Origin of the sequence: Burkholderia cenocepacia, assembly GCF_900446215.1 — a bacterium.
In the GTDB taxonomy this organism is placed as follows: Bacteria; Pseudomonadota; Gammaproteobacteria; order Burkholderiales; family Burkholderiaceae; genus Burkholderia; species Burkholderia cenocepacia.
The window spans coordinates 365,295-390,487 of the sequence record NZ_UAQZ01000015.1 but is presented as its reverse complement, the minus strand read 5'-3'; the positions used below and the strand labels follow the sequence as shown (position 1 = coordinate 390,487).

Annotated in this window: 26 protein-coding genes and 1 pseudogene; 16 read left to right on the top strand and 11 right to left on the bottom strand. The window is 69.4% G+C overall.

What is annotated here, in order from left to right:
* Positions 1-238 precede the first annotated feature (238 nt).
* Positions 239-1,315 carry a porin gene (locus tag DTA15_RS31520; protein ID WP_006488646.1) on the top strand — a complete coding sequence of 359 codons (1,077 nt, stop codon included), beginning with the start codon at positions 239-241 and terminating at the stop codon, positions 1,313-1,315.
* Between the two features lie 183 nt (positions 1,316-1,498).
* On the top strand, positions 1,499-2,461 hold the full coding sequence (locus DTA15_RS31515; protein WP_006488650.1) for a LysR family transcriptional regulator: 963 nt from the start codon (positions 1,499-1,501) through the stop codon (positions 2,459-2,461).
* 115 nt (positions 2,462-2,576) lie between these two features.
* On the opposite strand, the gene DTA15_RS31510 is transcribed toward DTA15_RS31515, so the two are convergent.
* Entirely contained in the window at positions 2,577-3,536 is a 960-nt protein-coding gene (locus DTA15_RS31510) for an NAD(P)H-dependent flavin oxidoreductase (RefSeq protein WP_006488640.1), read from the bottom strand.
* A 239-nt stretch (positions 3,537-3,775) separates the two neighbouring features.
* On the opposite strand from DTA15_RS31510, the gene DTA15_RS31505 reads away from it, so the two are divergent.
* On the top strand, positions 3,776-4,672 hold the full coding sequence (locus DTA15_RS31505) for an alpha/beta fold hydrolase (RefSeq protein ID WP_006488641.1): 897 nt from the start codon (positions 3,776-3,778) through the stop codon (positions 4,670-4,672).
* Positions 4,673-4,733: 61 nt separating this feature from the next.
* Here DTA15_RS31505 and DTA15_RS31500 read toward each other — a convergent pair whose 3' ends face one another.
* Positions 4,734-5,225, bottom strand: coding sequence for an Lrp/AsnC family transcriptional regulator (locus DTA15_RS31500; protein ID WP_006488649.1), 492 nt, complete (start codon positions 5,223-5,225; stop codon positions 4,734-4,736).
* 112 nt (positions 5,226-5,337) lie between these two features.
* Here DTA15_RS31500 and DTA15_RS31495 point away from each other — a divergent pair, with 112 nt between their 5' ends.
* Positions 5,338-6,240: a DMT family transporter gene (locus DTA15_RS31495; protein ID WP_006488637.1), complete on the top strand. Its 903-nt coding sequence runs from the start codon at positions 5,338-5,340 to the stop codon at positions 6,238-6,240.
* Between the two features lie 252 nt (positions 6,241-6,492).
* Here DTA15_RS31495 and DTA15_RS31490 read toward each other — a convergent pair whose 3' ends face one another.
* The 4 genes from DTA15_RS31490 to DTA15_RS31475 are packed head-to-tail and all read right to left on the bottom strand — an operon-like array spanning position 6,493 to position 9,135.
* Positions 6,493-6,699 carry a DUF1289 domain-containing protein gene (locus DTA15_RS31490; RefSeq protein WP_006488644.1) on the bottom strand — a complete coding sequence of 69 codons (207 nt, stop codon included), beginning with the start codon at positions 6,697-6,699 and terminating at the stop codon, positions 6,493-6,495.
* On the bottom strand, positions 6,696-7,202 hold the full coding sequence (locus tag DTA15_RS31485) for a YbaK/EbsC family protein (protein WP_006488642.1): 507 nt from the start codon (positions 7,200-7,202) through the stop codon (positions 6,696-6,698). The genes DTA15_RS31490 and DTA15_RS31485 overlap by 4 nt, the downstream gene beginning before the upstream one ends.
* Before the next feature lie 26 nt (positions 7,203-7,228).
* Positions 7,229-8,161 (bottom strand): hydroxymethylglutaryl-CoA lyase, encoded by a 933-nt coding sequence (locus DTA15_RS31480; RefSeq protein ID WP_006488652.1) that lies wholly within the window; start codon positions 8,159-8,161, stop codon positions 7,229-7,231.
* Positions 8,162-8,193: 32 nt separating this feature from the next.
* On the bottom strand, positions 8,194-9,135 hold the full coding sequence (locus tag DTA15_RS31475; protein ID WP_006488638.1) for a 2-hydroxyacid dehydrogenase: 942 nt from the start codon (positions 9,133-9,135) through the stop codon (positions 8,194-8,196).
* A gap of 346 nt (positions 9,136-9,481) precedes the next feature.
* On the opposite strand from DTA15_RS31475, the gene DTA15_RS31470 reads away from it, so the two are divergent.
* Positions 9,482-10,105 carry an RBBP9/YdeN family alpha/beta hydrolase gene (locus DTA15_RS31470; protein WP_006488647.1) on the top strand — a complete coding sequence of 208 codons (624 nt, stop codon included), beginning with the start codon at positions 9,482-9,484 and terminating at the stop codon, positions 10,103-10,105.
* A gap of 242 nt (positions 10,106-10,347) precedes the next feature.
* On the opposite strand, the gene DTA15_RS31465 is transcribed toward DTA15_RS31470, so the two are convergent.
* On the bottom strand, positions 10,348-10,632 hold the full coding sequence (locus tag DTA15_RS31465; protein ID WP_006493376.1) for a hypothetical protein: 285 nt from the start codon (positions 10,630-10,632) through the stop codon (positions 10,348-10,350).
* Between DTA15_RS31465 and DTA15_RS38760 the strand changes: the two genes are divergently transcribed.
* From DTA15_RS38760 to DTA15_RS31445, 4 genes are all read left to right on the top strand, one after another.
* On the top strand, positions 10,631-10,960 hold the full coding sequence (locus tag DTA15_RS38760) for a hypothetical protein (protein WP_127837591.1): 330 nt from the start codon (positions 10,631-10,633) through the stop codon (positions 10,958-10,960). The two genes, DTA15_RS31465 and DTA15_RS38760, sit on opposite strands and share 2 nt — an antisense overlap.
* A 228-nt stretch (positions 10,961-11,188) precedes the next feature.
* Positions 11,189-11,944 (top strand): (2Fe-2S)-binding protein, encoded by a 756-nt coding sequence (locus tag DTA15_RS31455; protein WP_006488645.1) that lies wholly within the window; start codon positions 11,189-11,191, stop codon positions 11,942-11,944.
* 18 nt (positions 11,945-11,962) lie between these two features.
* Positions 11,963-12,964, top strand: a complete 1,002-nt coding sequence (locus DTA15_RS31450) for an FAD binding domain-containing protein (protein ID WP_006488653.1) — start codon at positions 11,963-11,965, stop codon at positions 12,962-12,964.
* Positions 12,961-15,186: a xanthine dehydrogenase family protein molybdopterin-binding subunit gene (locus tag DTA15_RS31445; protein WP_006493375.1), complete on the top strand. Its 2,226-nt coding sequence runs from the start codon at positions 12,961-12,963 to the stop codon at positions 15,184-15,186. Before DTA15_RS31450 ends, DTA15_RS31445 begins: the two co-directional genes overlap by 4 nt.
* A 9-nt stretch (positions 15,187-15,195) precedes the next feature.
* On the opposite strand, the gene DTA15_RS31440 is transcribed toward DTA15_RS31445, so the two are convergent.
* Entirely contained in the window at positions 15,196-16,116 is a 921-nt protein-coding gene (locus tag DTA15_RS31440) for a LysR substrate-binding domain-containing protein (RefSeq protein WP_006483397.1), read from the bottom strand.
* 112 nt (positions 16,117-16,228) lie between these two features.
* On the opposite strand from DTA15_RS31440, the gene DTA15_RS31435 reads away from it, so the two are divergent.
* Positions 16,229-16,867, top strand: a complete 639-nt coding sequence (locus tag DTA15_RS31435; RefSeq protein WP_006493377.1) for a glutathione S-transferase family protein — start codon at positions 16,229-16,231, stop codon at positions 16,865-16,867.
* A 56-nt stretch (positions 16,868-16,923) separates the two neighbouring features.
* Here DTA15_RS31435 and DTA15_RS31430 read toward each other — a convergent pair whose 3' ends face one another.
* Positions 16,924-18,195, bottom strand: coding sequence for an MFS transporter (locus tag DTA15_RS31430; RefSeq protein WP_012492366.1), 1,272 nt, complete (start codon positions 18,193-18,195; stop codon positions 16,924-16,926).
* A 106-nt stretch (positions 18,196-18,301) separates the two neighbouring features.
* Here DTA15_RS31430 and DTA15_RS31425 point away from each other — a divergent pair, with 106 nt between their 5' ends.
* From DTA15_RS31425 to DTA15_RS31415, 3 genes are all read left to right on the top strand, one after another.
* On the top strand, positions 18,302-19,354 hold the full coding sequence (locus DTA15_RS31425; protein WP_034178329.1) for a LysR substrate-binding domain-containing protein: 1,053 nt from the start codon (positions 18,302-18,304) through the stop codon (positions 19,352-19,354).
* A gap of 114 nt (positions 19,355-19,468) precedes the next feature.
* A complete protein-coding gene (locus DTA15_RS31420; RefSeq protein ID WP_006484075.1) occupies positions 19,469-19,678 on the top strand; it encodes a hypothetical protein in 210 nt (69 codons plus the stop codon).
* Positions 19,678-20,058, top strand: a complete 381-nt coding sequence (locus DTA15_RS31415) for a type II toxin-antitoxin system VapC family toxin (protein ID WP_006484069.1) — start codon at positions 19,678-19,680, stop codon at positions 20,056-20,058. The genes DTA15_RS31420 and DTA15_RS31415 overlap by 1 nt, the downstream gene beginning before the upstream one ends.
* A 56-nt stretch (positions 20,059-20,114) precedes the next feature.
* Here the strand turns inward: DTA15_RS31415 and dapA are convergent, their stop codons facing one another.
* Positions 20,115-21,008 carry a 4-hydroxy-tetrahydrodipicolinate synthase gene (gene dapA, locus DTA15_RS31410; protein ID WP_006484064.1) on the bottom strand — a complete coding sequence of 298 codons (894 nt, stop codon included), beginning with the start codon at positions 21,006-21,008 and terminating at the stop codon, positions 20,115-20,117.
* Between the two features lie 451 nt (positions 21,009-21,459).
* Here dapA and DTA15_RS31400 point away from each other — a divergent pair, with 451 nt between their 5' ends.
* Together DTA15_RS31400 and DTA15_RS31395 are read left to right on the top strand one after the other, a co-directional pair.
* Positions 21,460-22,479 carry a sulfate ABC transporter substrate-binding protein gene (locus DTA15_RS31400; RefSeq protein WP_006484066.1) on the top strand — a complete coding sequence of 340 codons (1,020 nt, stop codon included), beginning with the start codon at positions 21,460-21,462 and terminating at the stop codon, positions 22,477-22,479.
* Between the two features lie 165 nt (positions 22,480-22,644).
* A complete protein-coding gene (locus tag DTA15_RS31395) occupies positions 22,645-23,613 on the top strand; it encodes an ion channel (protein ID WP_006484077.1) in 969 nt (322 codons plus the stop codon).
* Positions 23,614-23,645: 32 nt separating this feature from the next.
* On the opposite strand, the gene DTA15_RS31390 is transcribed toward DTA15_RS31395, so the two are convergent.
* On the bottom strand, positions 23,646-24,260 hold the full coding sequence (locus tag DTA15_RS31390) for a glutathione S-transferase family protein (RefSeq protein WP_006484065.1): 615 nt from the start codon (positions 24,258-24,260) through the stop codon (positions 23,646-23,648).
* A 361-nt stretch (positions 24,261-24,621) separates the two neighbouring features.
* On the opposite strand from DTA15_RS31390, the pseudogene DTA15_RS31385 reads away from it, so the two are divergent.
* A pseudogene (locus DTA15_RS31385) lies at positions 24,622-25,178 on the top strand (DapH/DapD/GlmU-related protein).
* The last annotated feature ends 15 nt before the right edge of the window (positions 25,179-25,193 follow it).

Here is a 25,193-nt window from a genome sequence, read left to right as displayed (position 1 = left end):
CGCATGCCACGCCGCCGCCCGCCCGTGCGACCGCGTTCGCGCCGGGCCGCCGCCGTGCATCCGGCCATGGATACGTTCCGCGAAGTTAAGGCTGGCGCTATACCAGCAATAAGTGTGCGCAATTTTGACCGGACGAATGATCCGTAAAGATGGCTGCGCCCCATACGACGCAAGCACTCGGCTCCAAAAAACAACGCTCGCGCCACTTATCGACTATTCGACAAAACCTGGAGATCCCATGAAAGCATTCGCTCGCCGTGCGTCGCGCACGTCCGTCAAGCTGATCGCCGCAGCCGCCTGCGTGGCGGCCGCCGCACCCGTCCATGCGCAGTCGAGCGTCTCGCTCTACGGTCAGGTCGACGAATGGGTCGGCGCCACCAAGTTCCCGGGCGGCAATCGTGCGTGGAACGTGTCGGGCGGCGGCATGTCGACGTCGTACTGGGGCCTGCACGGCGCGGAGGACCTCGGCGGCGGCTACAAGGCGATCTTCACGATGGAGAGCTTCTTCCGCGCGCAGAACGGCCAGTACGGCCGCTTCCAGGGCGACACGTTCTTCGCGCGCAACGCGTACGTCGGCATCAGCTCGCCGTACGGCACGGTGACGGCAGGCCGCCTGACGACGCACCTGTTCCTGTCGACGATCCTGTTCAACCCGTTCTACGACTCGTACACCTTCTCGCCGATGGTGTACCACGTGTTCCTCGGCCTCGGCACGTTCCCGACCTATCCGAGCGACCAGGGCGCGGTCGGCGATTCGGGCTGGAACAACGCGCTGTCGTACACGTCGCCTTCGTTCGGTGGCCTGAATTTCGGCGCGATGTACGCACTCGGCAACCAGGCCGGCGACAACCGTTCGAAGAAGTGGAGCGCGCAGTTCAACTATGCGAACGGCCCGTTCGCGGCGACCGCCGTCTATCAGTACGTGAACTTCAACAACGGCCCGCAGGATCTGAGCGCGCTCGTGACCGGCATGAAGAGCCAGGGCATCGCGCTGGTCGGCGCGACCTACGACCTGAAGCTCGTGAAGCTGTTCGGCCAGTACATGTACACGAAGAACGACCAGGTCGCGGGCAGCTGGCACGTGAACACCGCGCAGGGCGGCGTGTCGGTGCCGCTCGGCGTGGGCAACGCGATGGCGTCGTATGCGTACTCGCGCGACGCGGGCGGCCTCGACCAGACGCGCCAGACCTGGGCCGTCGGCTACGACTATCCGCTGTCCAAGCGCACCGACGTCTACGCGGCCTACATGAACGACCACATCAGCGGCCTGTCGACCGGCAACACGTTCGGCGCAGGCATCCGCGCGAAGTTCTGACGCGCACGCGCGATCGGCGCGCCGGCTGCGCGCGTCAATCGCGCGTTTTGGCTGCATGTTTTCCCGCCCGAAACGGCGCCGCCACCCGCGGCGCCGTTTTGCCTTTCTTGACCTTTCTGTTTCCTCGCCTTTGTTACCCTATCTCGTAATTGGTTGATTCCCCCGGGATTGCGAGCTAGTTCGATGGATACCCTCGTCAGCATGAATGTGTTTCGCTACGTCGTCGAAGTGGGCAGCTTCGTCGGCGCGGCGGAGCGCATGCAGATGTCGGCGGCGATGGCGAGCAAGCACGTGATGCACCTCGAGCAGCAGCTCGGCGCGCGGCTGCTGCATCGCACGACACGACGCGTCGCGCCCACCGAGGCCGGACGTGAATACTATGAGCGCCTCGTGCAGGCGCTGTCCGAACTCGACGAGGCCGGTCAGGCCGTCGGCGCCGCGAGCGTGGTGCCGCAGGGCCGGCTGCGCGTGACGTCGCTGTCCGCGTTCGGGCTGCGGCACGTGATGCAGGCCGTCACCGATTACGCGGGTCGGTTCCCGGACGTGACGGTCGACATGACGCTCTCCGATCGCGTGGTCGACCTGATCGAGGAAGGCTACGACGTCGCGGTGCGCGCGGCGCCGAACGGCCTGAAATCGTCGTCGCTGGTCGCGCGCCAGATCGCGACCGCGCACATCCTGCTGGTCGCGTCGCCCGAGTATCTCGAGAAGCGTGGCACGCCGCAGACGATCGCCGATCTCGCGAACCACAACTACCTGCGGCGCGATTCGAATTCGACGATGCTCGATTCGCTGGTGATCGACGCGGCCGCCGCGTCGCGCGTGAGCCTGAACGGCAACCTGATCGTGAACCATCTCGAAGGGCTGCGCGCGGCCGTGCTCGCCGGCGCGGGCATCGCGCTGCTCGGCACCGAAGTGGTCGGCGACGACATCGAGTCGGGCCGGCTCGTGCCGGTGCTGCTCGATTCGGTGCCGCCGCACGAGGCGCCGATCTACGCGGTGTACGCGAGCCGTCGTCACGTGTCCGCGAAGGTGCGCTCGTTCGTCGACTTCCTTGCCGCGCGCTTCGAAGGGCAGTCGTTGTGCCCGTCGATCGAAGCGCGTCTGCGCGTGCTGCCGATCACGCGGATGAAGCGCGCGGTCTGACCCGCATCGTCCGCCGCGGCGGGGCAATAAAAAAAGCGCGAACCGCTGCGGTTCGCGCTTTTTGCCTGGCTCGACGATTTCGCGTCGATGGCGGCCGCGATGGCCGCCGCCTCCGTCAGCGCGGGATGCCGAGCCGCGCCTTCGCGTCGTCGTATTCGCGCTTGAGCCGCTCGACGAGCGCACCCACGCTCGGCAGGTCGTCCATCAGGCCGACGCCCTGGCCCGCACCCCAGATGTCCTTCCACGCCTTCGTCTTGTCGCTGCCGAAATTCATCTTGGTCTTGTCGGATTCCGGCAGCGCGTCCGGATCGAGGCCGGCCTTCTCGATGCTCTCGCGGATGTAGTTGCCGTGCACGCCCGTGAAGAGGTTCGTGTAGATGATGTCCGACGATTTCGCGTTCAGGATCGCGTGCTTGTAGTCGTCGATCGCGTGCGCTTCCTGCGTCGCGATGAAACGCGTGCCCATGTACGCGAAGTCGGCGCCCATCGCTTGCGCGGCGAGGATCGAGCCGCCGTTCGCGATCGAGCCGGACAGCACGATCGGACCGTCGAAGATCTTGCGGACTTCGCCGACCAGCGCGAACGGCGACGTCGTGCCCGCGTGGCCGCCGGCGCCGGCCGCGACGAGGATCAGCCCGTCGACGCCCGCTTCGAGCGCCTTCTGCGCGTGGCGCAGGTTGATCACGTCGTGCAGCACGATGCCGCCGTAGCTGTGCACCGCGTCGACGATCTCGCGCGCCGGTGCGCGCAGGCTCGTGATGAAGATCGGCACCTTGTGCTCGACGCACACGCGCACGTCGTGTTCGAGCCGCGCGTTCGACTGGTGGACGATCTGGTTGACCGCGATCGGGCCGATCACCGCATCGGGATGTTTCGCCTTGTGGTCGGCGAGTTCCGACTGGATCTGCGTGAGCCACTCGTCGAGCAGTTCGGCCGGGCGCGCGTTGAGCGCGGGGAACGAGCCGACGATGCCCGCCTTGCATTGCGCGAGCACGAGTTCGGGGTAGCTGACGATGAACATCGGCGACGCGATGACGGGGAGCGTCAGGTTCTGCAGGACGGTGGGCAATGCCATGTGATGTCTCCAGTCTCCGGGGGCGTTGCGGTCGGACGGTGATTCGAGTGTAGCTGTGGAATGCGTTCGTTCATATTAATACGAACGGTCGTGCGATTCTACGCGAGCTTAACAAACTGCGCGGTGTGCCGGCAATCGAGTGAGTGTTCTCTTTCTATGGTTTCGGGTGCTTACCCCGCTGTGAAGACGCGCCGGCGCTCCTAAAATAGCCGCCATAACAAACCAACGAGAAACAAACCATGTCGTTTGAGGCGTTTGCACCGTTTCGCGTGACGGTGCAGGACACCGACATTTTCGGTGTCAAAGGAGGCACGGGGCCGCCGCTGCTGTTGCTGCACGGCCATCCGCAGACCCACATGATCTGGCATCGTGTTGCCGCGACGCTCGCGGATCACTTCACGGTGATCGCCACCGACCTGCGCGGCTACGGCGCATCGGGCCGGCCGCCGAGCGACGCGCGGCACACGCCGTATTCGAAACGCGCGATGGCGGCGGACCAGGTCGCCGTGATGCGGCATTTCGGCTTCGAGCATTTCCACGTATGCGCGCACGATCGCGGCGCGCGGGTCGCGCACCGGCTCGCGCTCGATCACGCGGATGCCGTCGAGCGGATGATGCTGCTCGACATCGCGCCGACGCTCGCGATGTACGAGAAAACCGATCGCGCGTTCGCGACCGCGTATTTCCACTGGTTCTTCCTGATCCAGCCCGAGCCGCTGCCCGAGACGCTGGTCGGCGCGCACACCGATGCGTACATCGAGCGCGTGATGGGCAACCGGTCGGCCGGGCTGGCGCCGTTCGCGCCGGAGGCGCTCGACGCGTACCGGGCGGCGCTCGCGCAGCCGGGCGCCGTGCACGCGATGTGCGAGGACTACCGCGCGTCGGCGACGATCGATCTCGAGCACGACCGTGCGGATCTCGAACGCGGCAACAAGGTCGCGTGCCCGCTGCGCGTGCTGTGGGGCGAGCACGGGATCGTCGGCCGCTGCTTCGATCCGCTCGACGAATGGCGGCGCGTCGCGCGCGACGTCAGCGGCCGTGCGCTCGAGTGCGGGCACTACATTCCGGAAGAGGCGCCCGCCGCGCTGATCGACGAACTGCTCGCGTTCTTCGACGCGCGCGACGCGGCTGCGTGACGGTGCCTGCAGGCGGCCGGCGCGGGTCGCCCGCGCCTCGGCGGGGCGTGCCGCTCGCGGCTCAGCGGTGCGCGTGCTCGTCTTCGGCGAGCGGCGGCAGGCGGCGCGGCACGGGCGTCGATTTCACGATCGCGGTGCTCGTCTCCGCGCGCTCCGTCACCTTCGACAGGATGTCGTCGAGATGCTCGATCGTGCGCAGGTAGAGCCGGCAGATGAAGCAGTCGTCGCCGGTGACCTTGTCGCATTCGACGAATTCGGGAATCCGCCGCAGCAACTCCTCGACCAGATGCAACTGGCCCGGCAGCGGCTTCACGCGGACGATCGCCTGCAGCGTGTAGCCGAGCGCGCGCGGGTCGAGCTCGACGGTGAACGCGGCGATCACGCCTTGCGCCTCGAGCCGCCGCACGCGGTCGGCTGTCGCGGGCGCCGACAACCCGATCTGCCGGGCGAGTTCGCTGGTCGCGATGCGGGCGTCGTCGGCCAGCGCGGCGACGATCGCGCGGTCGGTCGCGTCGAGCGACGCGACGGCAGGCGGGGAAAGGCGTTTCGGCATGATTGCTTTGCTTTCGAAGGTGAATCGGCTGATTCACTTCAGTTTAGCCGTGGTTGCGGCGAAAGCAAGTTTCTAGAATCGAAGTCATCCACTCTCTTCAACGGAGTTCCTGATGGCCACGAATGAAATTCGCCGCGGCGCCGCCGAGATGATCGTCGCGATGCTGATGTCCGGCACGATCGGCTGGCTCGTGATGTCGTCGCAGCAGCCGCTGACCAATGTCGTGTTCTTCCGCTGCGTATTCGGCACGGCGACGCTCGCGATCGTCTGTGCGGCGTTCGGTTTCCTGCGCCGCTCCCTGTTCTCGCCGCGGATGCTCGTGCTCACGATGTTCGGCAGCCTCGCGATCGTCGCGAACTGGCTGCTGCTCTTCGCCGCCTATTCGCGCGCGTCGATCTCGATGGCGACCGCTGTCTACAACACCCAGCCGTTCATGCTCGTCGCGCTCGGCGCCATCGTGTTCCGCGAGCGGATCACCGCGTCGACGGTCGCGTGGCTCGTGCTCGCGTTCGCGGGGCTGGTGTTCGTGGTGCGCGTGGAGCCGGCCGTGCTCGCGGTGCCCGGCGAATACCTGGAAGGGGTCGCGCTGTCGCTCGGTGCGGCGTTCCTGTATGCGATCTCGTCGATCATCACGAAGCACCTGAAGGGCACGCCGCCGCATCTGCTCGCACTGCTGCAGGTCGGCCTCGGCGTCCTGCTGCTTGCGCCGTTCGCACACTTCGACACCTTGCCGGCGACGGTCGGGCAATGGGCCGACCTGATCGTGCTGGGCATCGTCAACACCGGGCTGATGTACGTGCTGCTGTACGGCGCGGTCCAGAAGCTGCCGACCGCGATGACGGGCGCGCTGTCGTTCGTCTATCCGGTCGTCGCGATCGTCGTCGATCGCGTCGCGTTCGGGCAGACGCTCGCGTGGACGCAGGTGGTCGGCGCGCTCTTGATCCTGCTCGCGGCGGCCGGCGTGAACCTCGGCTGGCGCATCGTGCCGGCGCGTCGCACGGCGGTCGGCAACTGATACGGTCAGACGATTCGGCGCCGCGGCGGGCTCATGCAGCGGCCGTCGAAGGGGCGAGTCGGGAACGGAGATTGCGCTTGAAACGACGCCCAGCGGACGCCGCGCGCACTCGGAAAAGCGCTGTAAGAAGTTGTAGGGAAACACCCGATGCGATGCGGCCGCGTCGCTCGTATGATGCGGGCTGTGACGTTGATCACGTTCACAGGATTCCGATCTCGATGCCGTTCGCCCGTGAGGCTGAACGGCTTTTTTTTATGTCTCGCTGCCTGCGATCAGGCGCCGCCGTGCGTCGAGCCGCGCGAGCAGCGCGCGCCGCGCGTCGTCGTCCGACGTACGCCATCCCTTGATCTCGCCGCGCGTGCGCAGGCAGCCCGCGCACCAGTCGGTGCGCGGATCGATCCGGCAGACGTCGGTGCACGGCGACGCGACCGTGGCGACCGGCATCGTCACGTCGCTCATGCGGACTCCCGCAACGCGACGTCCGCGACCGGCGCGCCGGTGAGCGACACGAGTTCGTGCGGCGACAGGTTGAACACCGCGTGCGGATGGCCGGCGGCGGCCCACAGGCTGTCGAGCGCGAGCAGATCGGCGTCGATCAGCGTGACGGGTTCGACCAGATGGCCGATCGGGCAGACGCCGCCGATCGCATAGCCGGTGTTGTCGCGCACGAACTTCGCGTCCGCGCGGCCGACCGGGCCGACCTGTTCGGCGACCTTCCTTTCGTCCACGCGGTTGACGCCGCTCGCAATCACCAGCACGGGCGCGCCGTCGGCCTGCCGGCGAAACAGGATCGACTTTGCGATCTGCGCGACCGAGCAGCCGAGCCCGGCCGCGGCCTCGGCCGACGTCTTGCCGGTTTCGGCGAGCATCACGATGCCTTTCGCATGGCCGCGCTCGCGCAGCAGCAGCGCGACGCGTCGCGCGGAATCGGGGAGGGAATCGAATGAAGCGGGTGTCGTCATGTCGGGGAATCCGTGGAACGAGGTGATCAGACGCAGTTCTCGGCGTCGGCCGCGCTCTGCGCCTTGGCGAGCAGTGCACGACCGGCGCGCGACACGTTCGCGCGGCCGATCGCGTTCGAGATGAAATCGCCGGCGGCGACGACCTGTGCGAGGTCGATGCCGGTTTCGATGCCGAGGCCCTGCATCAGGTACAGCACGTCCTCGGTCGCGACGTTGCCGGTCGCGCCCTTCGCGTACGGGCAGCCGCCGAGGCCCGCGACCGATGCGTGAAAGATCTCGATCCCTTCGAACAGCGCCGCGTAGATGTTCGCGAGCGCCTGGCCGTAGGTGTCGTGGAAGTGACCCGACAGGCGTTCGCGCGGGAACACGCGCGTGACGGCCGCGAGCACTTCGCGCGTGCGCTTCGGCGTGCCGACGCCGATCGTGTCGGCGATGTCGATCTCGTCGCAGCCGAGCGCGGCGAACCGTTCGACGACGTCGACCACCGACGCGACCGGCACCTCGCCCTGGTACGGGCAGCCGAGCGTGCACGACACGCTGCCGCGCAGCCGCAGGCCCGCATCCTTCGCGGCTTTCGCGACGGGCTCGAAGCGCGCGATGCTCTCGGCGATGTTGCAGTTGATGTTCCGCTGCGAGAACGCCTCGCTCGCCGCGCCGAAGATCACGACTTCGTCGGCCCGTGCCGCGACCGCATTCTCGAAGCCCTTCAGGTTCGGCGTGAGCACCGAGTACACGGTGCCCGGGCGACGCTCGATGCCGGCCATCACGTCGGCGCCGTCGGCCATCTGCGGCACCCATTTCGGCGACACGAACGACGCGGCCTCGACGTTGCGGAAGCCGGCGCGCGACAGCCGGTCGACGAGCGCGATCTTCACGTCGGTCGGCACGAAGGTCTTCTCGTTCTGCAGCCCGTCGCGCGGGCCGACTTCGACGATCTTGACGGCGGTGGGGAACGTCATGGTTGTCTCCTGGTTTCTCTTTGTGGCGGAATTCAGTAGCCGCGCGCGTAGTCGACGATGCCGCTGACGGGCGCGCCGCGCTCGAACGCGCGGATCTTGCCGGCGATCTGCTCGACGGCTTCCGCGCGCAGCGTCTCGGCCGAGCTGTGCGGCGTGATCGTGATGCGCGGCGTACGCCAGAACGGATGGTCGTCCGGCAGCGGTTCGTGCTGGAACACGTCGAGCGTGGCCGCGGCGACCTGGCCGCTCGCGAGCGCGTCGAGCAGGTCGGCTTCGACGAGATGCGCGCCGCGCGCGACGTTGACGACGTACGCGCCGGGCGCGAGTCGCGCGAATGCGCGCGACGACAGGATGCCGTCGGTGTCGCGCGTGCTCGGCAGCAGGTTGACGAGCACCTTCGCGCCGTCGATGCACGCGTCGAACGCGCCGTCGCCGGCGAAGGTCGTGACGCCGTCGAGCTGCTTCGCGCTGCGGCTGTAGCCGCGCACCGGCACGCCGAGGGCGGCGAGCGCGCGGGCGACCTCGGCGCCGAGCACGCCGAGCCCGAGGACCGCGACGGTGAAGTTCGCGCGCGCATGCGGCTCGAGCGGCTGCCAGCGGCGCTCGCGCTGCTGCAGGTCGTATTCGTCGAAACGGCGCAGGTAGCGCAGCACCGCGTGCGTCACGTATTCGACCATCTGCTGCGCCATGCCCGAATCCTCGAGCCGCACCAGCGGCACGTGCGCGGGCAGCGTGCCCGGATGCGCGCGGTCGAGCGCGAGCAGCGCATCGACACCCGCGCCGAGGTTGAAGATCGCGCGCAGGCCGTCGCGCGGCGCGAACAACTCGCGCGGCGGGCGCCACACGAGCGCGTAGTTGGCGGCAGCCGTATCGCCCGGCTGCCACGCGCGCAGTTCGGCTTCCGGCAGCGCACGCGCGATCTCGTCGCGCCATGCGCCGGCTTCCTGATGCGGCGAGTAGAACAGGATCTTCATTGCGTGAGGGCGCGCGCGCCGGCAAGGCGCGCCGCGGGAACGGCAAGCGAAGCCGGGTGCAGCGCACCGGCGGACGTAGCGGACATCGGGCGTCTCCTGACGAGCGGTCCGGCGCGTCGGCGCGGGGACCGGTTCCGTGTGAAGCTGACGGGAAGCCCACATTCTACGGTTTCGCGGCACATCGCGCCGTCGTGCGGGACGGCGCGGCCGGTGCGGGCCGCCGTCACGCGGCCACCGGCCGCCACCGCGCCACCGGTCGTGCAAAAGCAAAGCACAAAATATTGGTTCGGTCGCCGCGTACCCGGCGCCACAATCGAACCTCGTCTTCAAGCAAGCGAGGGCAATCATGCGCGCATGCAGCAAATCGGCGTGGCCGCCGCGGCTCGTCACCGTTCCGGGCCTGCACGGCAGCGAAGGCGCCCACTGGCAGACCTGGCTCGAGCGGCAGTTCCCGCGCTCGTTGCGCGTCGAGCAGCACGACTGGGATGCGCCCGATCTCGCGGGCTGGGCGCAATCGGTGCGCGCGCTGCTCGATCGCGAGCGCGGCCCGTTCGTGCTCGCCGCGCACAGCTTCGGCTGCCTCGCGGCCGCGCATGCGCTCGCGCAGTGGCCGCACGTGGGCGATGTTGCGGGCGTGCTGTTCGTCGCGCCGGCCAGCCCGAAGAAATTCACGTTTGCCGGGCCGTTCGACGCGCGCCGGCTCGCGGTGCCGTCGATCGTGATCGGCAGCGAGACCGATCCGTGGATGCCGCTCGCCGATGCGCGCACGCTCGCGCAGCGCCTGGGCAGCGCGTTCGTGAACCTCGGCGACGCCGGGCACATCAACACCGCAGCCGGCTTCGGGCCGTGGCCGCGCGCGAAATACTTCATCGACACGCTGGTGCATTGCGCGGCGCCGCTGCGCTTTCGCGACGCGGACGACGGCTTCGAGGCCGCGCTCGTCGATCGCGCGCTCGCGCACGCGGTCTGACGGGCAGGCTGCGCGGCGGCTGCCGCGGCATGCGGCACCGTCGCGCCCATGACGCGCCGGCCTGACGCCGGCCGGCGCTGAATCGCTCGGCCGGCCGTTCTCGATGTGGCTCGCGAAGCGGCGCGCGAACGTGCCGTTTGCGCCGCCGTCCACCCAACCGTCACGTCATACCCGTCACGCCTCCGCACGAGCGCCTGCTGCTCTGCGCGAGCGGTGCCGACTCCTGTCAGGTTACGAAGGAATCAACCCGGCGACGAGGCGGCGGCGCTCGATGCGGCCGCGTTCGTGGCGGGCTTCGCATCGTCGTCGTCATCGGGCGGGTAGTGCACGACGGGCGGCGCGAGCGGCGCGGCATCGGATGCGGCGGCGTTCGCGGGCGCGTCGCTGTTGAACGCGCTGGCGGCGCCGCTCGATGCGCCGGCCTGCGGCGCGGCGTCGGTCGCGTGAGCGTCGGGCGGTGCGTCGTCGCTGCAGGCGGCGACGAATACGGCGGCACACAGAACGACGGCGACGGAAACGCGACGCATGACTTCTCTCTCCTGGCAGGCTGATCGGGAAACGTTTTCGAGTATGCCGCCGCGATGCGACGTTTCGGTGAATCGTTGGCGATCGGGGCGCGATCGCGACATGTTTTCGTCAGGCCGACCGCGCGCCTTCGCGGCGATCCGCCTGCACGCATGGCGGAATTTTCCAGCAGACGCGGATGCTGCGCGCATTTACACGGCGCGCAACTTCCCAACCCGGCCACCGCGAAGCGGCCGCCATGCGCGCCATTGGCGATGCGACCGGCAACTTGCGATCGACGGGCGGCCGGTTTCGCCCGAAAACCGGGCGTTATTGCCGCTTCGTCAGTGAATTGCCAGCCGCGCGCCAGCGTGGCGTCATGAACGCGCGATCTCGGGCGCCCCAGCCTGGCGATCGCATGTGCGCGCCGCGGCCCGGCGCCGGCACGCTGCAGAGGCGCGGCTTCCCGCGGTGTCGCGGCACCGGAATTGCTCGTTTGCCGATCCGCGTGCCGACTGCGCTGCCATCCGGGCACGAGCGGCACATCCGCGTCCCTCCACCATGGAGCGAGCACAAGCCATGTCCAGCGATCGATCCGATTCTCCGTCCGCCGAACCGGCGCGCGATGCCGCCCCGTCGCCGCTCGGGCCCGGCCATCCCGTGGCGCCGCCGTTGCCGCACGATACGCCGTCCAGCGCCGCGCGGCGCCGCTTCCTGCAATCCGCGGCGGCTGCCGCGACCGTCAGCGCCGCATCGCACGTTCATTCGCAGCCGCCGCACGCGGCAGCGCAGCCGGCCGCGCCGCGCCGCGATACGGCGCCGGCGCAGCCCGTGCGTCTCGACATCAACGGGCGCGCGTACACGCTGCAGCTCGAACCGCGCGTCACGCTGCTCGACGCGCTGCGCGAATACGCCGGCCTCACGGGCACGAAGAAGGGCTGCGATCGCGGGCAGTGCGGCGCGTGCACGGTGCTCGTCGACGGGCGGCGCATCAACGCGTGCCTGACGCTCGCGGTGATGCACGAAGGCGAGCGGATCACGACCGTCGAAGGGCTGGCGCGCGACGGCGTGCTGAGCCCGGTGCAGCGCGCGTTCGTCGAATACGATGCGTTCCAGTGCGGCTACTGCACGTCCGGCCAGCTCTGCTCCGCGACCGCGCTGCTCGACGAGTTCGCGGCCGGCGCCGGGAGCGCCGCCACCGACGACGTGCGGCGTCGCCCCGCGCGCCTGTCCGACGACGAGATCCGCGAGCGCATGAGCGGCAACCTGTGCCGGTGCGGCGCGTACCCGAACATCGTCGCCGCCGTGCGCGCCGCGCATGCGGCGCACGGCTAGCCGACGGAGGGCACCGCAATGGAAGCGATCTCCTACGAGCGCGCGACCGACGTCGCCGGCGCCGTGCACGCGGCGCAGCGGCCCGGCACGGCCTTCATCGGCGGCGGCACGAACCTGCTCGACCTGATGAAGGGCGGCGTCGCGCGGCCCGTCACGCTCATCGACATCACGCGGATCGCGGGCCTCGATACGGTCGATGCGTTGCCCGGCGGCGGTATGCGCATCGGTGCGCTCGTGCGCAACAGCGATGCGGCCGATCATCCGCGCCTGCGCGCCGGCTATCCGCTGCTGTCGCAGGCGCTGCTCGCCGGGGCGTCCGCGCAATTGCGCAACATGGCGACCGTCGGCGGCAACCTGATGCAGCGCACCCGCTGCCCGTATTTCTACGATCCCGCGTTCGCGCAGTGCAACAAGCGCGCGCCGGGCAGCGGCTGCGCGGCGATCGGCGGCCACAACCGGATGCACGCGATCCTCGGCGCCAGTCCGCACTGCGTGGCGGTGAACCCGTCGGACATGAGCGTCGCGCTCGCCGCGCTCGACGCCGTCGTGCAGGTGAGCGGCCCGCGCGGCGCACGGCAGATTCCGATCGCGTCGTTTCACCGCTTGCCGGGCGATCGTCCCGATCTCGACACGACGCTCGAACCGGGCGAGCTGATCACCGCGGTGGACTTGCCGCCGCCGCGCTTCGCCGACCATGCGCACTATCTGAAAGTGCGGGATCGCGCGAGCTACGCGTTCGCGCTGGTGTCGGTCGCGGCCGCCTTGCGGATGGACGGCCCGCACGTTGCCGACGCGCGGATCGCGCTGGGCGGCGTCGCCCACAAGCCGTTGCGGGCGCTGGAGGCGGAAGCGCATCTCGCGGGCCGCACGCCAACCGACGCGACGCTGCGCGAGGCGGCCGCGCTGGCGTTGCGCGATGCGCGGCCGCTCGACGGCAATGGATTCAAGGTCGCGCTCGCGCAGCGGGCGATCGTCCGTGCGGTCGCAACGGCAGCCGCCACGACGGGAGGTGTCGCATGAACACGTTGACGGGACAGCCGCTCGACCGTGTCGACGGCGTACTCAAGGTGACGGGCGGCGCGCACTACGCGGCCGAGTTTGCCGATGCGCGGCTCGCGCACGCGGTGCTCGTGACGAGCACGATCGCATCCGGGCGCATCGAATCGATCGATGCGGCGCGCGCCCGCGCGATGCCGGGCGTGCTGATCGTGATCACGCACGAGAACGCGATGCGGTTGCCCGACGGCGGCCGGCCGCCGCTGTCGCCGCCCGCCGGGCGCCGGCTCACGTTGTTGCAGGACGACACGGTGCGCTACAGCAACGAGCCCGTCGCGGTCGTCGTCGCCGAGACGCTCGAGCAGGCGACCGACGCCGCGAACGCCGTGCAGGTGCGCTATCGCGCGAGCGAGGCCGTGCTCGATTTCGCGCAGGCGAAGCACGGCGCGCGCGTGCCGCCGAAACAGCAGGGGCGTGCGATGGACACGCAGCGCGGCGACCTCGATGCCGGCCTGCGCGAAGGCGCGGTGCGCATCGACGCAACCTATACGACGCCGATGCAGCACCACAACCCGATCGAGCCGCACGCGACGATGGCGCGCTGGGACGGCCCGATGCTCACGCTGCACGATGCGACGCAGGGCGTGTCGGGCACGAGCGCGGCGGTGGCCGCGGTCTTCGGCATCGCACCGGAGCAGGTGCGCGTGATTTCGCCGTTCCTCGGCGGCGGCTTCGGCTGCAAGGGTTCGTCGTGGTCGCACGTGTCGTTGTGCGCGATGGCGGCGAAACAGGTCGGGCGCCCGGTTCGGCTCGCGCTGACGCGGCCGCAGATGTTCGGCCCGGTCGGCGGGCGGCCGTTCACCGAGCAGCGCATCGTGCTGGCCGCGCGCCAGGACGGGACGTTGACGGCGATGCGCCACGACACGATCGCCACCACGTCGACGTTCGAGGACTGGATGGAGACCTGCGGGATGCCGTCGCGCATCCTGTACGCGGTGCCGAACCACGCGACCACGCACCGGATCGTGTCGCTGAACGTCGGCACGCCGACGTTCATGCGCGCGCCCGGCGAGGCGTCCGGCTCGTTCGCGCTGGAATCGGCGATGGACGAGCTTGCGTGGCGGCTCGGCATGGATCCGGTCGCGCTGCGGCTCGCGAATTACGCGGAAGTCGATCCGCAGGACGGCAAGCCATGGTCGAGCAACGCGCTGCGCGAATGCTACCGCGTCGGCGCGCAGCGCTTCGGTTGGTCGCGCCGAGCCGGCGCGCCGCGCACGATGCGCGACGGCGACACGCTGATCGGCCTCGGGATGGCGGCCGCCACGTATCCGGCGAACCGCAGCGAGGCGTCGGCGCGTGCGCGGATCTTGCCGGACGGCACGGCCGAAGTCGCGTCGGGCACGCAGGACATCGGCACCGGCACTTACACCGTGATGACCCAGGTCGCGGCCGATGCGCTCGGTTTCGCGCCGCGGAACGTGCGCTTCGTGCTCGGCGATTCCAGCCTGCCGCGCGCGCCGGTATCGGGCGGCTCGCAGTCGGCGGCGAGCGTGGCGCCGGCCGTGCGCGAGGCCGCGTGGCAGGCGCGCGCGAAGCTGATCGCGCTGGCGATCGCCGATCCGGGGTCGCCGCTGCACGGCGCCGCGGCCGATGACGTGACGGTCGACAACGGCTGGATCGTGCATCGCGGCGCGCCGTCGCGGCGCGATCCGGCCGCGGCGGTGCTCGCGCGCGCGGGCGGTCGACCGATCGACGCGCAGGCGACGACGAAGCCGGGCGACGAGAAGTCGCGCTACGCGTCTCATTCGTTCGGCGCGGTGTTCGCGGAAGTGCGCGTGGACGCGGAGCTCGGCACGATCCGCGTCCCGCGCATCGTCGGCGTGTACAGCGTCGGGCGTCTGCTCAACGCGAAGACCGCGCGCAGCCAGTTGATCGGCGGAATGGTATGGGGACTGGGTACCGCGCTCGAGGAGGGTTCGCATCTCGACGTGCGCCACGGCCGCTTCACGAACGCGAATCTTGCCGAATATCACGTGCCCGTGAACGCGGACATCGGCGCGCTCGACGTGAGTTTCGTCGACGAAAGCGACACGCATTTCAATCCGCTCGGCATTCGCGGCATCGGCGAGATCGGCATCACCGGCGTGCCGGCCGCGATCGCCAATGCGGTTTATCACGCAACCGGCGTGCGGGTGCGCGACTTGCCGATCACGCTCGACAAGGTGGCGATGCCGACGCGTGCGTGAGCCGCGACGTCAGCGTCGCGGCGTCCTGCGCCGCACTTCGCTGCGCAGCCAGTCGAGCCAGGTGCGGATCGCCGCTTCGTGCGGATGGCCGGGGCGCCATACGACGTAGTGCGCATACACGTCGGCAATGCGCACCGTCGACACGCGCACGAGCGTGCCGTCCGCGAGTTCGGGCTCGATCAGCGAGCGGCGCGCGAGCGCGACGCCGCGGCCTTGCCGCGCCGCGTCGATCAGCGCGTTCGTATCGGTGAAACGGGGCGCGCGCGCGGATTCGGTGAGGTCGAGCCGCGCGGCCTGGAACCACGGTTCCCACGGTTGCGCGGGATGGCGCAGCAGCGTCGCGCGGACGAGGTCGGCCGGCGTGCGCGGGGCGATGCCGTCGCGATTGCGGTACGCGGGGCTCGCGACCGGAAAGATCGTCTCATTCATCAGCTTCTCGGCGACGACGCCGGGCCAGGTGCCGGGCCCGTAGCGCAGCGCGACGTCGATGCGGTCGCGCTTGCGCAGCGGCGCGAGCGCCACGTCCGGATGGAGCACGATCGAGATGTGCGGATGCGCGGCGGAGAAGCGCGGCAGGCGCGGCGCGAGCCAGCGCTCGGCGACGCTCGGCAGCACGCTCACGTTCAGCGTCACGTCGCAGGTGCGCGGGCGGCGGCGCACCGCCAGCGCGGGTTCGAACGCGCGTTCGAGCACGCTCAGGCCCTGGCGGACCTGCAGCGCGAGCGCGTGCGCGGCGTGCGTCGGCGTCGCACCGTTGCGCTCGCGCGTGAACAGCGGATAGCCGAGCTGCGCCTCGAGCGCGCGGATGTGCTGGCTGACCGCGCCTTGCGTGAGCGCGAGTTCGTCGGCCGCGCGCGTGAAGCTCTGCAGCCGCACGGCGGTTTCGAACGCACGCAGCGTCTGCAGCGGAGGGAGGTGGATGCGTCGCATACGGGTATTAGTAACACTAATGTCCGAGCACGACAATTCATCGTTTGCCGCGTATCGGTACGCGTTCCTACACTCGGTTCCGTCTTCCACAGCCCCATCGGGCCACACCGCCATGAACGCCTATCGTCTCTACCTTTCGCCGGGCGCCTGCTCGCTTGCCGCCCACATCGCGCTGGAGGAAACCGGCGCGCCGTTCGACGTCGAAATCGTGTCCGTGCGCGAACAGCAGAACCTCGAAGCGCGCTATCTCGCGATCAACCCGAAGGCGCGCGTGCCCGTGCTCGCGATTCCGGGCGAGCCGCGCGTGTTGACCGAAACGCCGGCGATCCTCACGTATCTCGCGCGCCGCTATCCGGACGCGCAACTGCTGCCGCTCGACGATCCGCTGCGCGAGGCGCGCTGCCACGAATGGCTCGCGTGGCTGGTCGGCTGGGTGCACGGCGTCGGCTATGGCGCGCTGTGGCGGCCGGGGCGCTTCATCGACGATCCGGCGCTGCACGGCGCGATCAGCGCGCATGGGCGCGGCACGATCGAGGCCGCGAACGCGTCGATCGAAGCCCTGCTGGCCGACGGGCGCACGTGGGCCGAGCCGGGCGCGCATTCGATCGTCGATCCGTTCCTGCTCGTGCTGTATCGCTGGGGCGTCGCGATCGGGCTCGACATGACGCGGCATCCAGCATGGACCGCTCATGCGCAGCGCGAGGCCGAACGGCCGGCCGCGCGGCGCGCGCTGGCGCGCGAGGCGGCCTGACGGGGGAGCGGGCGTCGCGGGTCCTTGCCGCGACGTCCGAGTGAAACGGGCGGCGGTTATTTCGCCGCGAACAGCGGATAGGTCGCGCCCGCGACCAGCGCGGCCGCGAGCCACACCACGCTCCACGAACTCGCGGCGAGCAGCGGCGGAATCGCGAGCGGCGTCGCGAACAGTCCGAGGTAGACGATCGTGTTCGCCATCCCGAGCGCGGTGCCCGCGTGGTTCGCGCCCGCGAGCGTCGCGAGCTCCGTGTACGCGACGCCATGCCACGCCGACACGCAGATGCCGGCGAACACCAGAATCGCGACGATCGCGGCGAGCGGCACATGCGGGCTGCCGGCCGTCGCCGCCGCGAGCAGCGTGAACGACCCGGCCGCGACGAACACGGAGCCGCGCAGGTACGCGCGTCGATTGCCGTGCCGGTCGGTATGGCGGCCGCTCCACACCCGCATCACCATCGCGCCGAGCTGCAGCGCGACCATCGCCGCGCTGATGCCGGACAGGCCGAGCCGGCCGAAGTCGTGCAGGAACACTGTCGCGAACGTGAGCACCGCGAATTGCGGCGCGCACAGCAGGCCGATGCCGAGCACGATGCGCCACACGGGGCCGCTCGCGAGCGGGTTGCGCGCGTGGCCGGCGGTCGGTGGCCGTTGGGCGATGCGGCGCGTCGCGACGGGCGCCGCGGCCGGCTCGGCAGGCGGTTCGTGCAGCCAGCGCCAGGTGAGTGCGGCCGATCCCGCGCACAGCAGCATCAGCGCCCCGAACACCGCGGCGAAGCCGGCATGCGACGCGAGCGACGGCAGCAGCGCCGCGCCGAGGCCGCCGCCGAGCGGCACGGCCGTCTGGCGGATGCTCATCGCGAGCCCGCGTTCGCGCTCGCCGAACCAGCGCATCACCGCGCGTCCGCTCGAGCCGTTGACGCTGCCGCCGAGCAGGCCGACGCAGCACATGGCCGCGACGACCCGCATCAGCGGCGGCGCCGCGTGCGCGGTCGGGACGACCGTGCCCACCATCAGCGCGAGCATCGCGGCCGTCGCGACGAGCCCGGTCAGCAGCACGCGGCGGTCGCCGAAGCGGTCGGCGGCGATGCCCCACGGCAGCTCGGACAGCGCGACGCCGAAGCCGAGCGCGCCGAGCACGAGGCCGAGCGCGCCATTGTCGAGGTGATAGGCCGAGCGCATCCACACGGCCGTGGTCGGAATGCCGGCCGCGGCGGCCGAAAAGCTCATGTTCGCGGCGACGCCGGCGGCCAGCACGCGCCAGCGATGGGCCGGCCCGCGCACGTCGCGGGCTGGCGAAGCAGGAGAAACGATGCACGAAGTGTCCATGACGGCAGGCCCGGTTCGAAGTTGACGTCCACAGTCTGGCGGCCTACATTCATCCTGAAAATCGGAAAGTTTTTGATGAATCGTTCGATGAAACAGGATGGTTGAAATGCCTGGACAAGACCTGCCGCGCGACGGCGGCGAGCCGCTCGCGGGGGCCGATGCCGCGCTGGCGCGGCCCAACTTCGATGTCGCGGCGCTGCGCAGCCTCGTCGCGGGCGTGGATCTCGGCAGTTTCGCCAAGGCGGCCGACCGCGTCGCGCGCTCGTCGTCGGCGGTGAGCGCGCAGATCCGCAAGCTCGAGGAGCAGGCCGGCACGCCGTTGTTCGTGAAGGCCGGACGCGGGCTCGCGCTGACCGACGCCGGCAACGCGATGCTGCACTACGCGCGGCGGATGATCGAGCTGAACGACGAAGCGGCCGCGGCCGTGCGTGGCGTGAATCTCGACGGCTGGGTGCGCGTCGGGTTGCAGGAGGATTTCGGCGAAGCGATCCTGCCCGACGTGCTCGGGCGGTTCGCGCGTGCGCATCCGAAAGTGAAGATCGAGGCGCGCGTGGCGCGCAACGCCGATCTGCTCGACCGGCTCGACGCGAACCAGCTCGATCTGGCGCTCGTGTGGGGCGATCCGGCGTCGGCGGCGCTCGTGTCGCGGGCGGGGATCGACAGCGAAGCGATCGCGCAGGTACCGATGCAATGGATCGGCGCGGCGGCGGGTGGTGGTGCCGGTGTGCCGGATGGCGGCGGGGATGCCGGTGTGACGGGCCGTGTCGACGAAACCGGCGGTCGCGCCGTGCACGCGACGGGCGAGCCGTTGCCGCTCGTCGTGTTCGACCGGCCGTGCCGGTTCTTCGGCGCGGCGACCGATGCGCTCGACCGCGCGGGGGTGCCGTGGCGCGTCGCGTTCACGACGCCGAGCCTGGCCGGGCTATGGGCGGCCGCGGCGGCCGGCCTCGGGCTGACGGTGCGCTCGCATTACGGGCTGCCCGCGTCGGTGCGCGTGCTCGATGCGGCGTCGTGCGGGCTGCCGGCGCTGCCTGGCCTGCCGCTGATCCTGCTGCGGCGCACGTCGTCGGCGACGCCGACGGTCGACCGGCTTGCGCGGATCGTGACGCAGGCGGTGCGGGGGGCGACGGGGGCGGAAGGCGCGGCGTTGGCGGCCTGACGACACGTTCGCGATGGTCACTGCCGGTTATCCGACAGCCCCTCTGCCGATTGGCCGAATGGATCGATCGGGCGAACCTGACTACAGTGATGATCATCTGAAACGGAGGTCATCATGCAAAAAGCGAATGTTCCCGGTGCCGGCGCGATCGATCCTGCGCATCGGACGGATGGTTCGATCCGCAGTGACGGGGAACCCGCCGATCAGTCCGCGCCTGCCTCGCTACCCGTTCGGTTCGGGGTCCTGCAGGGACAGGTCCGGATCGCGGACGACTTCGATGCGCCGCTGCCCGATTATCTGCTGGATGCTTTCGAAGGACGGTGATGCGCCTGTTGCTCGATACGCACATCTTCCTGTGGATCGCGACCAACGATCCGAGGCTCAGCACGCGTGCGCGCAGACTGATCTCGGCTGCTGACGAACGCTTCGTCAGCAGCGCGAGCATCTGGGAGGCCGCCATCAAGGCCGGCCTTGGGAAGCTCGACATCGACGTTGGCGAGCTGATCCGCGCAATCAGCGCAAGCGGGATTCGCGAGTTACCGGTTCGCGCCGTACATGGAGCCGCGGTGCGCGATTTGCCTCATCACCATCGCGATCCTTTCGATCGATTGCTGGTCGCGCAGGCGCGACATGAACCCCTTCGGCTTGTGACGGCCGACGCGCATCTGGCTCGGTATGACCGGTCCCTGGTTTTGACAGTTTGAAATAATCCGTCGGGGCGGGATTCATCTGCCGCCAGCGCCATGCGTGGCTTAGCGGCCTATGCCGTGGCGACGTCCGGCTCGATTGCTTCGAGCGCCGCGCAAAGCGCGTCCAACCGTGCTCGCAACCCTTCGCTCGCCGGCACGAACGGCAGCCGCAATCCGTCCTCGCACCACTCTTGCGCGGCGAGCACGGCCTTCACCGGCGCCGGGTTCGGTTCCGCGAACAGCGCCGCGACAAGCGGCTGCAGCGCGACCGACAGGCGCCGCGCATCGGCGAGCCGCCCGTCGCGCAGCCATGCGTGAATCCGCACATGCCAGTCGGGCAGCACGTGCGCGCTGCTCGCGATCGCGCCGTGCGCGCCCGCGCACATCGCCGCGAAGTTCTGGTTGTCGTCGCCGGACAGGATCGCGAGCGGCGTGTCGTGCACCAGCCGGCTCATCCGGTCGAGCGTGCCGCCGCATTCCTTGATGCCCGCGACGCGCGGATCGCGGGCGAGCGCCTGCAGCGTGTCCAGTTCGACGTTCACGCCGGTGCGGTACGGGATGTTGTAGACGAGCACCGGCAGGTCGGCCGCGTCGACGATCGCCTCGACATGGCGGCGGATGCCGTCCTGGGTCGGCCGCACGTAGACGGGCGGCGTGACGAGCAGCCCGTCCGGGCGCAGCGCCGCGAGTTCCCGTGCGCGGGCGGCCGCGAAATGCGTCGCGCTCGCGGTCAGCCCGACGACGATCGGCAGCCCGGGCGCCGCGTCGCGCAGCGTCGCGAACACCGCGTCCTGTTCGCGCGCGTCGAGCAGCACGCCTTCGCCGGTCGTCGCACCCGCGACGAAACCCGCGATGCCCGCGGCCGCATAGTGGCGCGCAAGCCGCGCGAGCGCCGCATGGTCGACCTCGCCGTGGTGGAACGGCGTGATGATCGGCAGCCAGATACCTTCGAAACGTGTGTTCATGCAAAACCTCAGGGTGGAAACGGAGTGGGAAGGAACCGTTCCGCCGGCGGCGTGCCGGAGCGAGGCGTGCGTGCAAGGAGAATGAAACGACCTGCGGGCATCCCGTCCGGCATTCGCCTGACGGGACGCGACGCCCCCGTCAGTCGAGGAGTCGTTTTTTCAGTTTCAGCCCGGCCGCGCGCGCACCTGCCGCGACGGCGGCGAGGATCGAGGGCGAGCGCAGGGTAGCGGACATGGATGAACCGTGAATGGGCTGAGCGGCGATCTTAACACCGGAGCGGCGGCGCGCGCGAGCCCCGGCCGACGCTTAGCAGGATTCGAGATTTGCTTTCCACGACTGATTGGAAAGCGCGCCGCGCCCGGCCGCTAGAATGCCCGCTTACGTTTCGATGACAGCGCGTACGCGTGCGGTCACGCACATTCACCACCACTGGAAACGGGGCATATCACGATGGCAAGCATCAAGGGGATCGGCCGCTGGCTGCACACGGGCGCGGCGGCGGCGCTGGTCGTGGCGGCGACGGCCGCGCACGCGGACACGTCGATCCTGAACGTGTCGTACGACGTGACGCGCGAGTTGTACAAGGACATCAACGCGAGCTTTGCCGCCGCCTACAAGCAGAAGACCGGCGAGACGGTCACGATCAAGCAGTCGCACGGCGCATCGAGCGCACAGGCGCTGTCGGTGCTGCAGGGGCTGCAGGCCGACGTCGTGACGATGAACCAGCCGAACGACATCGACCTGCTCGCCGAGCGCGGCCAGTTGCTGCCGAAGGACTGGCGCGCACGCTTCCCGGACAACAGCTCGCCGTACTCGACGACGATGGTGTTCCTCGTGCGCAAGGGCAACCCGAAGGCGATCAAGGACTGGAGCGATCTCGCGAAGCCGGGCGTCCAGGTGATCATCGCGAACCCGAAGACGTCGGGCAACGGCCGCTATGCGTATCTCGCCGCATGGGGCTTCCAGAAGCAGAAGGGTGCGACCGACCAGCAGGCGCTCGACTTCGAGAAGGCGATCTTCCGCAACGTGCCGGTGCTCGATTCGGGCGGCCGCGGCGCGACGACGACGTTCACGCAGCGCGGCATCGGCGACGTGCTCGTCACGTTCGAGAACGAGGTCGCGCTGATGGACACGGGCGCATCGGGCGCGCAATTCGACGCGGTGTATCCGTCGGCGAGCATCCTCGCGGAGCCGCCCGTCGCCGTCGTCGACAAGGTGGTCGACAAGAAAGGCACGCGCAAGGTCGCGCAGGCGTATCTGGATTACCTGTACACGCCGGAAGCGCAGGAGATCATCGCGCAGCACCATCTGCGCCCGCGCGACGCGGCCGTGCTGAAGAAGCATGCGGCCGAGTTCAAGGCGCTGAAGACGTTCAGCGTCGAGCAGGTCTTCGGCAGCTGGGCGAACGCGCAGAAGACCCATTTCGCCGACGGCGGCACGTTCGACCAGGTGATCGTCGACCGGAAGTGAGTGCGGCGCGCACGACGCGCGCGCTCGCATGACGACGCAGCCGGCCGCTCCCGCGGCCGGCTTTTTTTGTGCCTGCGCGGCGGATTTCCGTTCCGAGCCGGCCCGCATTCCCGGCCGCCGCCGCGCGTGCTACGCTCATCGCCTCCCTGCAACCGGCGCCGCGCGATGAACGTCGATTCGTCCTCCCCAGCCTCCCGCGGCCGTGGCCGCAAGATCTGGTCGGGCACCCGCCCGGTGATCGCGTACGGGATGCCGCCGCTCGGCTGGCGCGACTTCTACCATCGCGCGCTGACGGTGAGCTGGCCGGTGTTCTTCCTGTCGCTCGCGGTGCTGTTCCTGCTGCTCAACGGCGGCTTCGCGACGCTCTATCTGCTCGGCCATGCGCCGATCGCGAACCAGTCGCCGGCGGGCTTCGGCGGCGCGTTCTTCTTCAGCGTCGAGACGCTCGCGACCGTCGGCTACGGCGACATGCATCCGCAGACGGTCTATGCGCACCTCGTCGCGACGTTTGAGATTTTCGTCGGGATGTCGGGCATCGCGCTGGCCACCGGGCTCGTGTTCGCGCGGTTTTCGCGGCCGCAGGCGAAGATCCTGTTCGCGCGCTACGCGATCGTGCGGCCGCTGAACGGCCGGATGACGCTGATGGTGCGCGCCGCGAATGCCCGCCAGAACGTGATTGCCGAGGCGCAGGCGAAACTGCGGCTGATGCGCGTCGAAGGCACGCACGAGGGCTACTCGCTGCGCAAGATTCACGACCTGCCGCTCGTGCGCAGCGAGCATCCGATCTTCCTGCTCGGCTGGAACCTGATGCACGTGATCGACGAGTCGAGCGCGCTGTTCGGCGAGACGCCCGAATCGCTCGCCGCGCGCGACGCGCAATTGCTGATCACGATCGAGGGCTCGGACGAGACTACCGCGCAGGTCATGCAGGCGCGTCATGCGTGGGCGCATGGCGAGATCCGCTGGCGCCACCGCTATGTCGACCTGATGCACGACGAGGACGGCATCACGCACATCGATTACACGCATTTTCACGAAGTCGTGCCGATCGACGTCGACACGGACGAGCGTGGTTCGCCGGGCGTGGTGATCGACGCGGACGCGTCATCGCCGGGGCCGGCCGCGCAGGCGTGATCGAGGGCGGCGGGGCGCCGCCCGTTCGGGCGTCACGCGTGCAGCAGACGCGCCGCTTCGCGCTGTTCGATCGCGACCGCGCGGCGGAACGCGTCGCGGTCCTCGGCGCGCGCGACGTAGTCGCCGAGCACGCCTTCGTGCGGCAGCAGATGTGCGTCGAACGCGATCTTCAGCGTGCTGGCCAGCAGCAGGTCGGCCGCGGTGAAGCGGTCGCCGACGAGCCAGCGGCTGTGGGCGAGCGCTTGCGCGAGCGCGCGCTGCACGCGCGCGATGTTGCCCCAGCCGAACGCGACCGGATTGCCGGACGCGCCGGTGAATTTCTCGGCCATCGCCGGTTCGAGACAGGTCGGTGTGAAGAACATCCACTGAAGGAAACGGCCGCGCAGCGGATCGTCGGGCGCGACGCCGAGCCCGGCGCCCGGGCAACGGTCGGCGAGATAGAGCAGCACGGCGCCCGATTCGGCGAACGGCGCGCTGCCGTCGTCGAGCGCGGGCAGCTTGGCCATCGGGTTGACTTGCACGAACGCATCGCTGCCCTGCTCGTGCGAGCGCAGGTCGATCGGCACGAGTTCGTACACCACACCGAGTTCCTCGAGCATCCACAGCGCCCGGAATGCCCGGGTCTTCGGCCAGTAGTAGAGCTTCATCGCGCCTCCGCGTTTGGGTGCTGCTGTCGATCCGGTGGATGCTCAAGCGTACCCGAGCGCGGGAGGTTCGGACAGAGGAACCCGGCCATGGGCGCCGGTCGGTTGCGTGTGCCTGATTCGGTGCGCGGGAGCACGGGTGAACCGGGCGAAATGCCTCGTGAAGCCTTCGGCAACGGGAGTTCAATGAATGACTAGTTATTTATAAACTAGTTATAAAAATCGATAGCTTTCAACGCAAATCCGCATCGTTACGATGCGCCCGGCCGCATTCCGCCGTACCCGCGCATATTGCAACGCGATCGTCCGGCTGGGACCGGAAACGCGCCACGTACCGCCGCAATAACGAGGAGACAAGTCACGCATGACAAACGACGATCGCACCACGTTCGTTCCGCGCAGAACGCCCGAATCGGCGGCCATGGTGGCCGAGGTCAGACGGGCGATGGCGATCACCGCGCGGCTCAACCGCCTGACGTTCGACGATGCGGCCGACGTGCGCGCATTGTTCGGTGAACTGATCGGCACGCAGGCCGACGACGGCTTCGTGCTGATCCCGCCGTTTCATGCGACCGGCGGCACCGGCATGAAGCTCGGCACAACGTGTTCGTCAACCAGAACTGCACGTTCTACGATCTGGGCGGACTCGAGATCGGCGACGACGTGATGATCGGCCCGAACGTCAGCCTGATCACGTCCGGTCATCCGGTCGAACCTTCGCGGCGGCGCGATGGCGTGGTCGCGAAGCCGATCGTGATCGAACGCAACGTGTGGATCGGCGCGGGCGCGACGATCATCGGCGGCGTGACGATCGGCGAGAACGCGGTCGTCGCGGCAGCGGCCGTCGTCACCCGGGACGTGCCGCCGAATACGCTGGTCGGCGGCAATCCGGCGAAGGTCATCCGGTCGATTGCCGAATAACGTCGTCCGGGCGCG

What these genes read in the sequence shown, in the direction of transcription:
- DTA15_RS31520 (WP_006488646.1), top strand. Translation starts at nt 239, where the DNA reads ATGAAAGCATTCGCTCGCCGTGCGTCGCGCACGTCCGTCAAGCTGATC.
- DTA15_RS31515 (WP_006488650.1), top strand. Translation starts at nt 1,499, where the DNA reads ATGGATACCCTCGTCAGCATGAATGTGTTTCGCTACGTCGTCGAAGTG.
- DTA15_RS31510 (WP_006488640.1), bottom strand. Translation starts at nt 3,536, where the DNA reads ATGGCATTGCCCACCGTCCTGCAGAACCTGACGCTCCCCGTCATCGCG.
- DTA15_RS31505 (WP_006488641.1), top strand. Translation starts at nt 3,776, where the DNA reads ATGTCGTTTGAGGCGTTTGCACCGTTTCGCGTGACGGTGCAGGACACC.
- DTA15_RS31500 (WP_006488649.1), bottom strand. Translation starts at nt 5,225, where the DNA reads ATGCCGAAACGCCTTTCCCCGCCTGCCGTCGCGTCGCTCGACGCGACC.
- DTA15_RS31495 (WP_006488637.1), top strand. Translation starts at nt 5,338, where the DNA reads ATGGCCACGAATGAAATTCGCCGCGGCGCCGCCGAGATGATCGTCGCG.
- DTA15_RS31490 (WP_006488644.1), bottom strand. Translation starts at nt 6,699, where the DNA reads ATGAGCGACGTGACGATGCCGGTCGCCACGGTCGCGTCGCCGTGCACC.
- DTA15_RS31485 (WP_006488642.1), bottom strand. Translation starts at nt 7,202, where the DNA reads ATGACGACACCCGCTTCATTCGATTCCCTCCCCGATTCCGCGCGACGC.
- DTA15_RS31480 (WP_006488652.1), bottom strand. Translation starts at nt 8,161, where the DNA reads ATGACGTTCCCCACCGCCGTCAAGATCGTCGAAGTCGGCCCGCGCGAC.
- DTA15_RS31475 (WP_006488638.1), bottom strand. Translation starts at nt 9,135, where the DNA reads ATGAAGATCCTGTTCTACTCGCCGCATCAGGAAGCCGGCGCATGGCGC.
- DTA15_RS31470 (WP_006488647.1), top strand. Translation starts at nt 9,482, where the DNA reads ATGCGCGCATGCAGCAAATCGGCGTGGCCGCCGCGGCTCGTCACCGTT.
- DTA15_RS38760 (WP_127837591.1), top strand. Translation starts at nt 10,631, where the DNA reads ATGACTTCTCTCTCCTGGCAGGCTGATCGGGAAACGTTTTCGAGTATG.
- DTA15_RS31465 (WP_006493376.1), bottom strand. Translation starts at nt 10,632, where the DNA reads ATGCGTCGCGTTTCCGTCGCCGTCGTTCTGTGTGCCGCCGTATTCGTC.
- DTA15_RS31455 (WP_006488645.1), top strand. Translation starts at nt 11,189, where the DNA reads ATGTCCAGCGATCGATCCGATTCTCCGTCCGCCGAACCGGCGCGCGAT.
- DTA15_RS31450 (WP_006488653.1), top strand. Translation starts at nt 11,963, where the DNA reads ATGGAAGCGATCTCCTACGAGCGCGCGACCGACGTCGCCGGCGCCGTG.
- DTA15_RS31445 (WP_006493375.1), top strand. Translation starts at nt 12,961, where the DNA reads ATGAACACGTTGACGGGACAGCCGCTCGACCGTGTCGACGGCGTACTC.
- DTA15_RS31440 (WP_006483397.1), bottom strand. Translation starts at nt 16,116, where the DNA reads ATGCGACGCATCCACCTCCCTCCGCTGCAGACGCTGCGTGCGTTCGAA.
- DTA15_RS31435 (WP_006493377.1), top strand. Translation starts at nt 16,229, where the DNA reads ATGAACGCCTATCGTCTCTACCTTTCGCCGGGCGCCTGCTCGCTTGCC.
- DTA15_RS31430 (WP_012492366.1), bottom strand. Translation starts at nt 18,195, where the DNA reads ATGGACACTTCGTGCATCGTTTCTCCTGCTTCGCCAGCCCGCGACGTG.
- DTA15_RS31425 (WP_034178329.1), top strand. Translation starts at nt 18,302, where the DNA reads ATGCCTGGACAAGACCTGCCGCGCGACGGCGGCGAGCCGCTCGCGGGG.
- DTA15_RS31420 (WP_006484075.1), top strand. Translation starts at nt 19,469, where the DNA reads ATGCAAAAAGCGAATGTTCCCGGTGCCGGCGCGATCGATCCTGCGCAT.
- DTA15_RS31415 (WP_006484069.1), top strand. Translation starts at nt 19,678, where the DNA reads ATGCGCCTGTTGCTCGATACGCACATCTTCCTGTGGATCGCGACCAAC.
- dapA (WP_006484064.1), bottom strand. Translation starts at nt 21,008, where the DNA reads ATGAACACACGTTTCGAAGGTATCTGGCTGCCGATCATCACGCCGTTC.
- DTA15_RS31400 (WP_006484066.1), top strand. Translation starts at nt 21,460, where the DNA reads ATGGCAAGCATCAAGGGGATCGGCCGCTGGCTGCACACGGGCGCGGCG.
- DTA15_RS31395 (WP_006484077.1), top strand. Translation starts at nt 22,645, where the DNA reads ATGAACGTCGATTCGTCCTCCCCAGCCTCCCGCGGCCGTGGCCGCAAG.
- DTA15_RS31390 (WP_006484065.1), bottom strand. Translation starts at nt 24,260, where the DNA reads ATGAAGCTCTACTACTGGCCGAAGACCCGGGCATTCCGGGCGCTGTGG.